The following is a 14,234-nucleotide window of genomic DNA, read 5'->3' on the forward strand; positions in this document are numbered from 1 at the left end:
GCGCGTGCGTCCAGTGCCGCGCACACGGCCGTGCGCTAGTTCCGCTGCGCGGTCGCACGTCGCAGCCCCGCCCGCGCCTCCGCCACCAGCGGCTGCAGCGGCGCATCAGCGGTCGCCCACAGCCCGACCACGCTCCGATAGTCCGCCGCCGCGCGCGCGCGATCGCCCACGCGCTCCGCCACCCGCGCGCGCGTCAGCATCCACAGCACGTCGTACGCGCTCGGCGGCTGCTGCCACGCGGCGGGGCTGCCGCCGGCGACGAGCGTGCGCGCTTCCGCCACCGCGCCGGTAGCCAGCAGCAGCCGCGCGCGCAGCACGTCGTTCGCGACGCAGCGCGTGGGGCAGTCGCGCCAGTCCAGCGTGCGCAGCTGCGCCAGCGCGCCCGCCGTGTCGCGCCGCGCGAGGGCGACGTACGCGCGTGCGATCCGCGCGCTCGGCGTGCGCTCGGCGCGCGCGAGGAAGCGGCGCAGCGCGAGCGTGTCCGCACGCTCGGCCAGCCACACGAGCGGCTGCGGATCGCTCCACGGCGCGTCGCCCGCGAGCCACGCGGCGGCCGCGCTGTCGCCGACGGCTTGCGGAACGGCGCCGAGGATCGCGTCGCGCACCAGCGCCGCCGGTGCGATGGCCTCGCCTCCGAGGGCGCGGCGCTCCGCGAGGCGGCCGCGATGGTCCAGCTGCGCGCGCAGCATCGGCTCCACGTCGCGCGTCCACACCTCGGGGCGCTCGCGGCGCGCGACGATCTCGCCCTGCCGCAGGATGCGCACGGGCACGGCCGCCGCGTCGGGCCAGTTGGCCAGGAGCACGAACGCCATCGCGAGGTCGCCGAGCGACGCGGTGGAGAGGAAGCGCGCGAGGGCGAGCGTGTCCGCCGTGCCGTCCGCGCGCACGACGGCCGCCAGCGTGGCGACGCCGGCGACGTTCTGCGGCTGGCGCGCGAGGCGCAGCATCGTCGCCAGGTGGTGACGCGCGCGCTCGGGGTGGTGCGTGGCGAGCGCGATGCCGACCGCCTCGACGTACACGGGGAAGAACGCCGAGTCGAGCGCGATCGCGCGCTCGTACGCGGCGTGCTGCTCGTCCCGCGTGCTGCGCACGGCCGCGCCCAGGCGCACGAGCGCCTCGGCGTGCGCGAGCCGCAACTCGGGGTCCTCGGGGAAGCGCAGCAGGGCGTGGCGCAGGCGCTCCATGTACGGCGCGGCCAGCTCCAGCGGCGGCACGCGGTCGGTGCGCCGCGCGCCCGCGAGCAGCGCTGCGCCGCGCAGCGAGTCGAGCGCGATCACGGTGCTGTCGCGCGGCGACAAGGGGGTCGCCACACGCGCTTCCGCTGCGCGCAGGAAGTGCCGCGCACCGGTCTCGACGTCCTCGTAGAACACGATGCTGCCGAGGCGGTGCCACGCGAGCGCGAAGCCGCTGTCGAGCGCGACGGCCTGCTCGGCCGCGGCGCTCGCGCGCTGGAACTCGCCGCCGCGATAGTGCTGCTCGGCCGCCAGGAACGCGCGCAGCGCCGGGAGCGACGCGGCGCTGATCCCCGCGGTGCGCACCGCACCCATGGGGCGGTCGCGCGCCAGCTCGCGCAGCAGCCCGATGCCCAGCGCGTCGATCGCGCGGTCCATCGCGGCGAGCGCGTCGTGCACGCGCACCTCGCCCACGACGGTGCCGCGTCGCACGTCGAACAGGCGCGCCTCGAGGCGCACCGAGTCGCGACCAGCGTGCACGATGCCGCCGTACACCACGAGGCCCGCGCCCGTGCGTGCGCCGAGCGCCGCGGCGCCGGCGGGATCGCCGCGCCCCTCGAAGCCGCGGATGACGGTGGTGGGCGGCACCGTGCGCAGCGCGCCCGCGCCGTCCAGGCGGCGCGCGAGCACGTCCACCATGCCGTGGCGCCAGAGCGTGAGGTCGGCGTCCGCGACGTCGAAGGGCGCGACAGCGACGAGCGACGCGTCGAGCGCCGCATCGGGATCGCGCGCGGCGCGCACCGCGACGCCGGCGCCGATCGTGGCGATCCCCAGCGCGGCGGCGAGCGCGATGGCGCGCCGGCGCCACCACGGCGCGTGCGCGGCCGAAGGTGGCGCATCGATCGCGCTCGACTCGATCGACGCTCGCGGCGGCAGCGCGACCCGGTGCAGCGATGTGAGGTCCAGCAGCGCCGCGCGCTCGGGCATGGGCGCGAGCTCGTCGTCGCGCGCGGTGGTCACGACGCAGAGCCCCGCGATCGGGAGCCGTCGCGCGAGCGCGAGCACCAGCTGGCGCGTCATCGCGTCGGCGCGCGGCAGGTCGTCGACCGCCACCAGCACCGGCACCTCGGTCGCCACCTCCTCGATCGCGGCGCGCGCGGCGTCCAGCACGCCCCAGTCGTCGGACGTGACGGCGGGCAGGGCGGGGAAGGCGTCGCGCAGCGCGGGGATGACGATCGCCAGCCGCGCGAGCGCCGCCGGCGCGAGCCCCGCAAGCCCGGGCGCGTCGGCCAGCGGCGCGAGGAGCGGGCGCGCCGTCGCCCAGGGCACGTCGCGGTCGGCGGCGTAGCCGCGGGCGGCGAGCACGATCGCGCCGTCGGCGGCGGCGGTCGCCTGCAGCTCCTCCAGCAGTCGGGTGCGGCCGGCGCCCGCCACGGCCGTCACGAGGACCGGGTCCGCACCCTCCGCCACGTGCCGCCAGGCCGCCAGCAGCCGTGCCCGCGCGGCGTCGTCCGCACCGTCGGGGGCCTGGCGGAGCTCCGCACGTGCCGAGCGAGCCGAGCGGTCGGCCAGCTCGGTGCGCAGCTCCTCGACGAGCGCCGTGAGGCGCGGTGGCAGCCCCGCGTCGAGCTCCGCGCGCCGCCGCGCCGCCAGCGCGTCGAGGCCGGCGAGCGCCCCCGCCGGGTCGCCGGCCCGCCGCCGCGCCGTGGCCAGCCGCCCGCCGGCGCCCGGGTCGAGCGGGTCGAGGGCGGCCAGCCGCTCCGCCGCCGCGACCGCCGCCGGCCAGTCGCCGGCCGACTCCGCCTGCACGACCCGGCGGTCGAGCACGCGACGGTAGGCGACGCGCAGGCGCTCCCGCTCCGCGTCCGCCCACTCGCGGAGGGCGGAGCCTTCGGCGGGCTCGTCGTTGCCCAGGAAGTCGCCGGTCCAGCGGGCGATCGCGTCGTCGAGGCGGTCCGCGGCGGCGAGGCGTAGCAGCTCGCCCGCGTCGGTCACGAGGCGATCCGGGGCCAGGGCCACCGTCTCGCCGTCGAGGAGCAGGACGTCGGGCAGCGTGCGCCGGAGGCGGAAGAGCGCCTGCCGCAGCGACCCGCGGGCGCGGGCGTCGTCGCGGTCCTCCCAGAGCAGGGTCGCCATCGCGACCCGCGTGTCGGCGCGGCGAGGGTGCCCCGCGAGGTAGGCCAGCAGGAGCAGCTCGCGCCGGTGCGCCGACACGACCGAGCCGTCGGGGGCCGTCAGCTCGAGGGCGCCGAGGGTCCGGAGGCGGTGCGGGGGAGGAGCGTCAACTGTCGGCACGTCAGCGAGTTGACGGTGCTGGTGATGGCGCCGTGACGCCCGCCGCGGATCGTTCCGCCACCTCCGCCGCCGATCGGCCGAGGCGTCCGAACGTCCGAATCTACGGCGCCACGGCCGAGCCAGTCAGACCACCCCGAGCCTCGAGACATCCATGTCCCCGACCGTCTACCTGCCCGCCACCCCGCCCACCGTCGGCCGCGTCGAGCGCTGGGCCGGCGCCAGCGGCGCGCTGGCGAGCGTGCTGATCTTCATGTCCGGCGCCTTCGCCCCCGGTCCGCCGTCGCACGGCGGCACCGACGCGGCGCTGCTGGCGCACTTCCGCACCTACTACGACGGCACCATGCGGGGCGTGTTCGTCTGGATGCTGGGCGCGATGGCGGTGCTGGTGTTCGCCGCCGTCGTGGCGCGGCGCGCCGAGCGGGCCACGCGCGCGGCCGGCGGAGAGCCCGGGGTCCTGCCGACCGTGACGCTGCTGATGGCCGTGACCGCCGTGGGGATGCTGGTCGCGGCCCAGGCCGGTGCGGCGGCGACCGCGGCGGTCGGGCATCACGCGACGGACGCGGCGATCCCGCGCGCGCTCGATGAGTTCGGCCACATGCTCGCCCACCTCTCGGTGATCCCGCTCGGCCTGTTCAGCGTGGCGGCCGGGCTCACCCTGCGCGAGGCGCAGGTGGGGGCGCGCTGGCTGGCGTGGCTCGGCGTCGCGATCGGGCTCGAGATGGCGGCGACGGGCGCGTGGGTCGTCTTCGGCGGCGACCTGCTGCACAACGTCGGGGGCGGGATCGGCTGGCTGGGCTCGTTCCTCTGGTGGATCGCCGTCAGCGTCGCGCTGGTTCGTGGCGTCGCGTCGCGGCGCGCGCCGGCCGCGGATGCGGTCGCGAGCCAGACCGTCGCCGCCTGACCGAGCCACGCCGCTCCTTCATCTCCTTCTTCTCCCACGACTTCACGACCCATGCATCCCTACAGCATCCGCCGCTCCGCCACCCTCGTCCTCCTCGCCGCGGTCGTCGGCTGCGCCGCTCCCGCCGACGCGCCGACCGCGCCCGCGCCGTCCGCCACGCCCGCTCGCAGCGCCTCCGCCGCGCTGCCGCTGGTGGGCGCGACGATGCGCTTCGGCCGCCCGGACATGAACGCCTTCGCGCAGATGTCGCCGAGCGCGATGCCGCACACGCAGGCCGGGCACGCGGTGGACCGGGTCTTTCCCGGCACCGTCGTCATCGCGCGCGGGCAGACGGTCGCGTTCGAGTCCTTCCCGGTCCACCAGATCGCCGTGTACGCGCCGGGCACGCGGCCAGCCGACATCCGGGTGGACGCCGAGCATCTGGCCGACGCGGAGACGCCGTGGGGGACGTTTCCGGACGTCCTGATCGACGACCCGGCGAACCGTCTCGCGCTCAGTCCGATCTCGTTCGAGCGGATGACGTGGACGCCCGACGCGGCGACGTTCGATCGGCCGGGGCGCTACCTCGTGATCTGCACGCTCGTCTTCCACTTCGTCCCGACGAACATGTACGGGTGGGTGGAGGTGCGCTGAGGCGGGCCACGTCCGGTCCCACCGATCGGCGGGGGCCGCTCTCCTTGACAGGTTAGGAGAGCGGCCCCATCGTGTCTCCTAACCGATCTAGGAGAACACGATGGCCGACCATGCGGCGGTCCTGCCCGGGACGCTCGACCTGCTCATCCTCAAGGCCGTCTCGCTCGGCCGCCTGCACGGCTACGGCGTGCTGCTGCGCATCGAGCAGATCTCCGGCGGCGCCCTGCAGATCCAGCAGGGGGCGCTCTACCCCGCGCTCTACCGGCTGGAGCACCAGGGGCTGATCGACAGCGAGTGGGGCACGTCGGACAACAACCGGCGCGCCAAGTACTACCACCTCACCGTCGCCGGCCGCCGGCGCCTGGGGGAGGAGACCGCGAGCTGGCAGCACCTCGCCCAGGCGATGGCGCGCGCGCTGGCCGTCACGCCGCAGGAGGTCTGATGCTGCATTCGATCATGGCGCGCACCCGCTCGCTCTGGAGCGGCCTGCGCCGCCGCCGCGACTTCGAGGCCGAGATGGCCGAGGAGTTCGGGCACCACCTGGAGCTGCGCACGGCGGACCTCGTGCGGTCGGGCGTCGCGCCCGCGGAGGCCGCGCGCCGCGCCCGCGTCGAGTTCGGGCGCATCGCCAACCACCAGGAGGACGCGCGCGCCGCGCGCGGGCTCGCCCCGTTCGACTCGCTACGCGTCTCGTGGCTCGACGTGAAGCTCGGCGCGCGCATGCTGAAGAAGTATCCCGGCCTCTCGATCGTCTCCGTGATCGGCATGTCGGTGGCGATCGCGGTCGGCGCGGGCTACGTCGGCGCGATCAACGCCTTCATGGACCCGACGCTGCCACTGCCCGAGGGCGACCGCATCGTCGCGATCCAGAACGCGGACGTGGCCAACCCGGGCGACGAGCGGCAGACGCTGCGCGACCTCGCGGCGTGGCGCACGCAGCTGCGCACCGTGCGCGAGATCGGCGCGTTCGCGTCCGCGGGGCGCAACCTCGTGCTCCCCGGCCAGGGCGTCGAGCGCGTCAAGCTGGCGCGCATGACGGCGTCGGGCTTCGGCCTCACGCGCACCGCGCCGCTGATGGGCCGCACGCTGCTCGAGGCGGACGAGCGCGAGGGCGCGGCCCCGGTGGTGGTGATCGGCGAGGACGAGTGGCGGCGCGTGTTCGACGCAGACCCCGCGATCGTCGGCCGGCCCGTGCGCCTGGGGAACGAGGTGCACACCGTCGTCGGCGTGATGCCGGCGGGGTTCGGCTTCCCGTTCGCGCACAAGTACTGGGTCCCGCTGCAGCAGCGCGTGGCGGACGTGGAGACCGGCGGCGGTGGGAACGTCTTCGTCTTCGGCCGCCTGGCCGCCGGCGCGACGCTCGACGAGGCGCAGGCGGAGCTGTCGGTCGTCGGCGCGCGCATGGCCACGACCTTCCCCGCGACGCACCAGCACCTGCGGCCGCAGGTGATGCCGTACACGTTCCCGCTGATGGGGATCAGCGATCCCAGCGCCGTGATGGCGGCGCGCACGCTGCAGGCGTCCGTCGCGCTGCTGCTGGTGCTCGTGGCGGCGAACGTCGCGATCCTCGTGTACGCCCGCGTCGCGACGCGCACCAGCGAGATCGCGATGCGCAGCGCCCTCGGCGCCAGCCGCCGGCGGATCATCACGCAGCTGTTCGTCGAGGCGTTCGTGCTCTCGTCGATCGCGGCGGTGATCGGGCTGTCGATCACGGCCGCGGCGTTCCGCCAGCTGAGCCGCCTGCACGGCGGCCCCGGCTCGGACGTGACGGTGCCCTTCTGGTTCGACCTCAGCCTCACGCCGGGGCTGATCGCGTACGCCGCGGGGCTGGCGATCCTGGCCGGCATGATCGTGGGCGTCATTCCCGCGCTCAAGGTCACGGGCCGCCGCGCGCAGACCGGCCTGCAGCAGCTCACGACGCGCGGCGCCTCGCAGCAGCTCGGGCGCCTGTGGACCGCGCTCATCGTCGTGCAGGTCGCGATCGCCGTCGCGGTGCTCCCGTCGGCCATCGGCATCGCCGGCGACTCGGTGCGGAAGGGCGCCACGGAGCCCGGGTACGACGCGGCCGCGCTGCTGGGCGCGCGCGTGTTCATGGACCGGGACGCGACGCTGCCGGTCCCGGGCGGCGACACGAGCGCGGTCGCCATCCTGCCGCGCTTCCGCGACCGCACCGCGGAGCTGCTCCGCCGGCTGGAGGCCGAGCCCGCGGTGGCCGGCGTGACGTTCACGACCAACATCCCGGGCCGCGAGAACCAGGCGCGCATCGAGGTCGAGGGCGCCCCTCGTATGTCGGATGGGGCAGAGGGTCCGGGAGGGGCGAACGATCCGTGGGTCCGCACCAGCAACGTCGGCGCGAACTTCTTCGGCGTGTACGGCGTGCCGACGGTGGCCGGGCGCACGTTCACCGAGGCCGACGCGCACGAGGGGGCGACGGCGGTCGTCGTCGACCAGGTGTTCGCCGACCGCCGGCTCGCGGGCGGTCCGGTCCTCGGCCGGCGCGTGCGGGTGCTGACGCCGAAGGAGGGCGGTGCGGAGGGCGAGCTGGTGGCCGGCCCGTGGCTCGAGGTCGTCGGCGTCGTCCCCGACTTCTCGCTCGAGGTCGGCCTCGGGGGGGAGGAGGACCCGGCGATGTACTTCCCGATGTCGGTCGCCCAGGCGACCGGGCCGCTGCACGTCGCGGTGCGCACGCGCGGCTCGTCGCCGGCGGCGTTCGGGGGACGGCTGCGGCAGGTCGCGCTGGCCGTCGACGCGAACCTGCAGCTGGAGGAGGTGTCCGCGGCCTCCGACTTCGAGTACCACGAGCGGCGCTCGATGCTCTACCTGGCGATCGGCGTCGTGGCGGTGACGGGCAGCGTGCTGCTGCTCTCCGCGACGGGCATCTACGCGATGATGTCGTTCACCGTCACGCGGCGGCGGCGCGAGATCGGCATCCGCGCCGCGCTCGGCGCCAACCCGCGGCGCATCCTCGCGGGCGTGTTCGCGCGCGCGAGCACGCAGCTGGGCGTGGGCGTGGCCGCGGGCCTCGGGCTGGCGGTCGTGGTGGCCCGCGCGATCGGCACCGGCGTGATGGAGGGCGCGGGCGTGCTGCTGCTGCCCGGCGTCGCGGTGCTCATGATCGCCGTCGGCCTGCTGGCGACGCTCGGGCCGGCGCGGCGCGGGCTCGCGGTGCAGCCCACGGAGGCGCTGCGCGACGAGTAGTCGCGCCGCGCGTCAGGCGGCGGGCGCTGCCGCGAGCAGCGCCCGCACGCGCGGGATCACCTCGCGCCCGTACAGCGCGATGCTCTGCAGCATCGCCTCGTGCGCGAGGGGGCCCGAGCTGTACTTCAGATCGAAGCGCGCGAGGCCGAGCGCGCGCGCCGTCGCCGCGATCCTGTGCGCGACGGTCTCGGGCGAGCCGACGTAGAGCGAGCCCGCGTCGGCCTCGTGCTCGAACTCCGCGCGGCTGGTCGGGCCCCACCCGCGCTCCCCGCCGATGCGGTCGCGCATCTCGCGGTACGCGGGCCACAGCTCCTCGCGCGCCCGCGCGTCCGTCTCCGCGACGTGGCCGGGCGAGTGCACGCCCACCGGCAGCGGCGTCACGCCGCGCTGCGCGAGCTCGCGGTGGTAGAGCGCGACGTACGGCGCGAAGCGGCGCGGATTGCCGCCGATGATCGCGAGCATGAGCGGCAGCCCGTGGTGCGCCGCGCGCACGACCGACTGCGGGCTGCCGCCGACGCCGATCCACGTCGTGAGGCGTCCGCGCTCGGTGGGCGGGTGGACGCGCAGTCCCGCGAGCGGCGCGCGCGTGCTGCCGCGCCACGACGCCGGCTCACCCGTGCGGTCGGCCTCCAGCAGCGCGGCGTACAGCGCCAGCTTCTCCTCGAACAGCACCTCGTACTGGTCCAGCGGGAAGCCGAACAGCGGGAACGACTCCGTGAACGAGCCGCGTCCGAGGATCACCTCCGCGCGCCCGTTGGACACGGCGTCGAGCGTCGAGAAGCGCTGGAAGACGCGCACCGGATCGTCGGAGCTGAGCACCGTGACCGCGGAGCCGAGCCGGATGCGCTGCGTGCGGCCGGCGATGGCGGCGAGCACCATCTCGGGCGACGAGACCGCGAAGTCCGCGCGGTGATGCTCGCCGACGCCGATGAAGTCGATCCCGACCTCGTCGGCCAGCACCGCCTCGTCGACGAGGTTGCGGATGACCTGCGCGTGGGGCAGCGGACGGCCGTCGGCGTCGCGCGTGACGTCGCCGAAGGTGTCGATCCCGAGCTCGAGCTGTGGCGTCATGGCGTGGTGGAGTCGGCGTCTGGTTCGTGCGCCGCAAGATAGCCGGAGGACGCGCGCTTCGGCTCCGCGACCTTCATGCTGTCTACCCTCGTCGTTTGCGTCCAACGCGCTGGCCCCGTTTGCCTTTGGAGGGGACGCGGATGCTGCGGATCGAGCGGATGCTCCGGATCGCTCCGCGTGGCGGCGACGCTCCCTGCACAGGGGAGGAGCGATCCGCATGATCCGCATCATCCGGAGCATCCATATCCTCCCCAATAGGCACGGGAGCCCTGCGCGTCGGACCCGAACTGCAACGGCAGCAAGGATGAAGTTCGGATGAGATCGGATAACGACGGATGGCTCCGGTGGAGTGCGAGCAGCCTCGCGCCACGCGGAGCCATCCGTCGTCATCGGATCTTCTCGGACTTTCATCCTTGCTGCTCTTGCCGTTCGAGTCCGGCGCGCAGGCGCCAGCACCACACGCGCGTCACCGCGTCACGGCACGTCCAGCTGCCGCAGCCGTCGCACCGACAGGAACAGGAAGCCGCCGAACACCAGCGTCGCGATCACGAGCGTGGGCGCGAGGCCCAGGTGGTCGCCGCCGGCGAAGCGGCGCGCGTCCAGCCCGTGCATCAGCGCGATCGCGTGGTGGCGGATGCTGAGCAGCCGCACGCCCGACACGAAGCCCGAGAAGAGCCCCTCCCAGAGCACGATGTAGAGCAGGCCGATGCCGATCGCCTGCGTGCTCACGAGCCCGAGCCACACGAACGCCGACGCGTACAGCGCCACGCCGACGACCGCGGACGTCGTCACGGCCAGCACCGCGCGCGGGTCGCCGAGGAAGGCGATCCAGCTCGTGGCGAGCGCGCTGGCGAGGATGAACGGGCCCGCGATCGTGATCGTCGCCAGCAGCTTGGGGAGCGCGATCTGCCAGCGCGGGATGGGGGACAGCGTGAGGTTCGCCAGCGTGCGGTCCTCGATCTCGTTCGCGAAGGCGGGCGCCGCGATCGCGAGCACGACCAGCGGCGCGATGGAGCCCGCGAGCATCGCGCTGAGGATCGCCGTCTCGAACTCCTTCACCGACGGCGCGTGGGCGTCGCCCAGCATCAGCGTCGCGATGACGACCGGCATCAGCGCCAGCACCGCCATGATGAGGAGGCGCCAGCGGCCGGCGAGCTGCCGGAGGGTGAGCTGGTACACGGCACGCATCGCTCAGCCCTCCACCAGGTAGCCGAACACGCTCTCGAGCGAGTCGTCGAGCGGCTCCACGCGCTGCAGCCGGATGCCGGCGCCGCGCGCGAGGCGCGGCAGCGCGAGCTGCACGTCGCTGACGTTGCGGCTCAGGATGACGACGGAGCCGTCGGGATCGAGGTTGACGGCGTCCACCGACGGCAGCCCGACCGCTGCCGCCGCCAGTGCGCGCGGCGCGTCGCAGGTCACGCGCACGTGGTACGGCCGCTGGTCGAGCGCCGCGCGGATGGCGCGGAACCCGCCCGACGCCGCGAGCTTCCCGTTGACAATGAGGAGCACCGTGTCGGCCAGCTCCTCGACCTCCTCGAGGATGTGCGACGAGAGCACGATCGTGCGCCCGTCGGCGGCCAGCTGCTGGAGCAGCCGCTTGAAGTGCAGCCGCTGCCGCGGGTCGGCGCCGTTGAGCGGCTCGTCGAGGATCAGGACGTCCGGGTCGTGCACGAGCGTCCCGGCGAGCCGCATGCGCTGCCGCATGCCGCGCGAGTAAGTGTCCATCGCGCGGTGCTGCGCGTCGGCCATGTCGACGAGCGCGATCGCGCGGTCCACGGCGGCCTCGAGATCCTCGACGTGCCGCAGGCGGCCCATCATGCGCACGAACTCGCGGCCCTGCATGAAGCCGTAGACGGTCTCGTGCTCGGACATCACGCCCACGCGCCGGTAGAGCGGGGGATTGTCGCGCACGGGCTGGCCGAACATCGTGACGGTCCCGCTGGACGTCGCGGCGAGGCCGGTCATCATGCGGAGCAGCGTCGTCTTCCCGGCGCCGTTGGGGCCGAGGAGCCCGGTGATGCCGGGGCCGATGTCGAAGCTCACGTCGCTGACGGCGACGACGCTCCCGAACCAGCGCGAGACGCCGTCGACGCGGATGACGGGCGGCGCGTCCGCGCGCGGGCCGGCGACCTCGCGCGGCGCGTCCACGGGCATGGTGGCGACGGCGCTCATGGCGTCAGCCTCCGGTAGCGCCACCACAGCGCGGCGGCCGGCACGAGCGTCCACACGAAGTACCAGGACACGCGGATCCACTCCGGCAGCTGGCCCGCGGGCGCGTCCTCCGTGAGCTCGCTGATCTCGCGGAACAGGATGTCGTTCACGTGCACCGGGATGTTGGTGAGGGTGAACATCGAGATCCACTGGCCGGCCGTGCCGCCGATCTCCTGCGAGAGCCCCACGGTGAAGGGCGCGGTGATCACCACCAGCCCCACGAGGAACACCGCCGCGTACGCGCGCCGCGTGGTGAACGACGCGGTCAGCATGGCCAGCGACGTGATGTACGCCGCCATCGCCAGGCCGGCCGCGAGGAAGCGCGGGATGTCGAGCCAGTGCTGCCGCAGGTACTGCCCCGGGTTCGGGTCGCCCGCCGCGAGCCCCAGCAGCAGGATGACCTGCGGCAGCCACGCGGCCGCCACCATCACCGCCAGGAACGCCGCCCACCGCGCGACGATGTAGTCGGAGCCGCTGAGCGGCCGCACGAGGTAGAGCTGGATCACGCCCTCCCGCCGGTCGCGGCAGAGCAGCTCGGGCGCGACGACCGCGCCGAACACGAACAGGATCAGCGACGCGATCGCGTAGTAGTCGTTGTGCGACGGCAGGTCGAGCTGCTGCGCCGCGCCCGGCCCGCCCATCCGCTCCGCCGCGCCGGCGATGAGCGCCATCACCAGCGCGATCACGCACAGCACCGCGATGAAGAACCACGGCAGGATCAGCGCCCGCGGCCCGCGGCCGAGGCCGAGCGCGATGCGCACGCCGTCGTGGAAGACCGCGCGCCGCGCCCGCCCGCGCCCCTCGCGCGGCCCGGTGTAGCTGCGGTAGCCGATGTCGAAGACGGTGCCGGTCATGCGGGCACCCGCTCGAACAGCTCGGCCAGCGCGCGCCGGCGCGGCCCCATGCGGCGCAGCGGCGCCTCCGCCTCGACCAGCGCGTCGCGCACGTGGTCGTAGACCGACGCGTCCGGCCCCTCGATGGTGAACCCGCCGCCGTCCGCGGTGATGCGCACGCCGCGCCGCTCCAGCGCCGCGACGAGCCGCTCCCGGTTGGTGTCGACCTCGATGAACACGGTCTCCGTCTCCCGCGTGAAGTGCCCGACCTCGCCCGCGTGCACGAGGTGGCCGCCCTGCATGACGAGGATGCGGTCGCAGGTGCGCTCGACGTCGGCCATGAGGTGCGACGACAGCAGCACGCTGATCCCGAACTCGCGGTGCGTCTTCCGGATCAGCGTCAGCATCTCCTCGCGCCCCATCGGGTCGAGGCCCGCGGTGGGCTCGTCGAGGAAGACGAACGCCGGATCGTGCACGAGCGCCTGGCACAGCTTGACCCGCTGCTTCATGCCGGTGGAGTAGCCGCCGATCGCACGGTAGCGCTCCTCGAACAGTCCCACGTGCCGCAGCGTGTCGGCCGCGCGCGTGCGCGCCGCCGACGGCGGCAGCCCGCTCACCTGCGCCATGTGCGTCAGGAACTCCGCGGCGCTGACCTGGCTCGGCAGGCAGTCGTGCTCCGGCATGTAGCCGATGCGCGCCCGCACGCGCGCGTCCGTCGACGCCTCCTCGCCGAGCACGGTCGCGCGCCCCGAGGTCGGGCGCAGCAGGCCGAGGAAGATCTTCATCGACGTGCTCTTCCCGGCGCCGTTCTCGCCCAGGATGCCGGTGATGCCGTCGTCGATGGTGAAGCTCACGTCGTCGAGCGCGACGACGCTCCCATAGCGCTTCGTCAGGTGCTCGGCGACGAGCAGCGGCTGGCCCGATGCCATCAGCTCTTCCTCGGCTTGGGGGGACACGCCGCGTCGAAGCCGAGCGTGCACGCCTCGCTGGTGTGCCGCGCCGCTTCCGACGAGTCGCGGTAGACGCCCGCGCCGTTGCGGTACAGCCCCGCGAGCCGGTAGCACGCCTCGCCGTGACGGCTCTCGCAGGCCTGGCGATAGAGGCGCGCGGCGCGCTGGTAGTTCTGCGGCGCGCCGCGGCCCGACTCGTAGACGCCGGCGAGCTCGAAGCAGGCGGTGGCCTCCTCCGCGTCGCACGCGCGGTCGTAGAGCGCGAGGGAGAGGGAGTCGTTGCGGGCCACGCCCGCGCCGCTCGCGTGCAGCCGCGCGAGGCCCAGGCAGCCCGGGGCGACCTTCGCGTCGCACGCGCGCTGGAACAGGCTCGCGGCCTTCGCGTCGTCGCGCGTCATGCCCTCGCCGGCCGCCAGCAGCGCGCCGAGCTGCGCGCAGCCGGACAGGTTGCCGCCGTCGCACGCGCGGGTGAACAGCGCGCCCGCCTGCGCGACGTCGCGCGGCACGCCGTCGCCCGTGCGGTGCAGGATTCCCAGCCGCGTGCAGCCATCGAGGCCGTCGCGGTCGCACGCCTGCCGGAAGAGGCGCACCGCGCGCACGGAGTCGCGCTTCACGCCGCGGCCGCGCTGGTGCAGCACGCCGAGGCTGGCGCAGCCGTCGCCCAGGCCGCCGTCGCAGGCGCGCGTGAAGAGCGTCGCCGCGCGCGACTCGTCGCGGAGGACGTAGCGGCCGGTCTGCAGGCGCTCCGCGAGCAGGCCGCAGGACTTGATCTCGCCGCCCTCGCACGCGGCGTCGAGGCGCTTGGCCTCCGCGTGCTCGGCGTGGCAGCCGGAGAGCGCGAGCAGGGAGGCGACGAGCAGGAGCAGGCGGTGCACGCCTCGGGGAGGGCGCGCGTCGGGCGGGGACCCGGTTCGCATCGGCACGCGGGCGGAGGGAGGGGGGCGAGCGTGGCGGTGGCCGTACGCTGGGG

11 protein-coding genes are annotated in these 14,234 nt (G+C 74.9%); 4 read left to right on the forward strand and 7 right to left on the reverse strand.

The features are described from left to right. Window positions 1-35 precede the first annotated feature (35 nt). Window positions 36-3,467 (reverse strand): ATP-binding protein, encoded by a 3,432-nt coding sequence (locus rosag_RS01740; protein WP_284348283.1) that lies wholly within the window; start codon window positions 3,465-3,467, stop codon window positions 36-38. A gap of 151 nt (window positions 3,468-3,618) precedes the next feature. Here rosag_RS01740 and rosag_RS01745 point away from each other — a divergent pair, with 151 nt between their 5' ends. The 4 genes from rosag_RS01745 (at window position 3,619) to rosag_RS01760 (ending at window position 8,199) form a co-directional block, all read left to right on the forward strand. Next, the gene (locus tag rosag_RS01745; RefSeq protein ID WP_284348284.1) at window positions 3,619-4,368 is read left to right on the forward strand and encodes a hypothetical protein; all 750 of its coding nucleotides are present in this window, start codon (window positions 3,619-3,621) and stop codon (window positions 4,366-4,368) included. Between the two features lie 51 nt (window positions 4,369-4,419). Then, a complete protein-coding gene (locus rosag_RS01750) occupies window positions 4,420-5,001 on the forward strand; it encodes a hypothetical protein (protein ID WP_284348285.1) in 582 nt (193 codons plus the stop codon). Window positions 5,002-5,101: 100 nt separating this feature from the next. Continuing rightward, window positions 5,102-5,443, forward strand: a complete 342-nt coding sequence (locus rosag_RS01755; protein WP_284348286.1) for a PadR family transcriptional regulator — start codon at window positions 5,102-5,104, stop codon at window positions 5,441-5,443. After that, the gene (locus tag rosag_RS01760) at window positions 5,443-8,199 is read left to right on the forward strand and encodes an ABC transporter permease (RefSeq protein WP_284348287.1); all 2,757 of its coding nucleotides are present in this window, start codon (window positions 5,443-5,445) and stop codon (window positions 8,197-8,199) included. Before rosag_RS01755 ends, rosag_RS01760 begins: the two co-directional genes overlap by 1 nt. A 12-nt stretch (window positions 8,200-8,211) precedes the next feature. Here rosag_RS01760 and rosag_RS01765 read toward each other — a convergent pair whose 3' ends face one another. From rosag_RS01765 to rosag_RS01790, 6 genes are all read right to left on the reverse strand, one after another. Next, entirely contained in the window at window positions 8,212-9,270 is a 1,059-nt protein-coding gene (locus rosag_RS01765) for an LLM class flavin-dependent oxidoreductase (protein ID WP_284348288.1), read from the reverse strand. 474 nt (window positions 9,271-9,744) lie between these two features. Beyond that, window positions 9,745-10,449: an ABC transporter permease subunit gene (locus rosag_RS01770; protein ID WP_284348289.1), complete on the reverse strand. Its 705-nt coding sequence runs from the start codon at window positions 10,447-10,449 to the stop codon at window positions 9,745-9,747. Between the two features lie 12 nt (window positions 10,450-10,461). Continuing rightward, window positions 10,462-11,424 carry an ABC transporter ATP-binding protein gene (locus rosag_RS01775; RefSeq protein ID WP_345784807.1) on the reverse strand — a complete coding sequence of 321 codons (963 nt, stop codon included), beginning with the start codon at window positions 11,422-11,424 and terminating at the stop codon, window positions 10,462-10,464. A gap of 14 nt (window positions 11,425-11,438) precedes the next feature. After that, a complete protein-coding gene (locus rosag_RS01780) occupies window positions 11,439-12,335 on the reverse strand; it encodes an ABC transporter permease subunit (RefSeq protein ID WP_284348291.1) in 897 nt (298 codons plus the stop codon). Beyond that, a complete protein-coding gene (locus tag rosag_RS01785) occupies window positions 12,332-13,243 on the reverse strand; it encodes an ABC transporter ATP-binding protein (protein ID WP_284348292.1) in 912 nt (303 codons plus the stop codon). Before rosag_RS01785 ends, rosag_RS01780 begins: the two co-directional genes overlap by 4 nt. Further along, window positions 13,243-14,139, reverse strand: a complete 897-nt coding sequence (locus rosag_RS01790; RefSeq protein ID WP_284348293.1) for an SEL1-like repeat protein — start codon at window positions 14,137-14,139, stop codon at window positions 13,243-13,245. Before rosag_RS01790 ends, rosag_RS01785 begins: the two co-directional genes overlap by 1 nt. Window positions 14,140-14,234: the final 95 nt, after the last annotated feature.

Source organism: Roseisolibacter agri, from assembly GCF_030159095.1.
Classification (GTDB): domain Bacteria; phylum Gemmatimonadota; class Gemmatimonadetes; order Gemmatimonadales; family Gemmatimonadaceae; genus Roseisolibacter; species Roseisolibacter agri.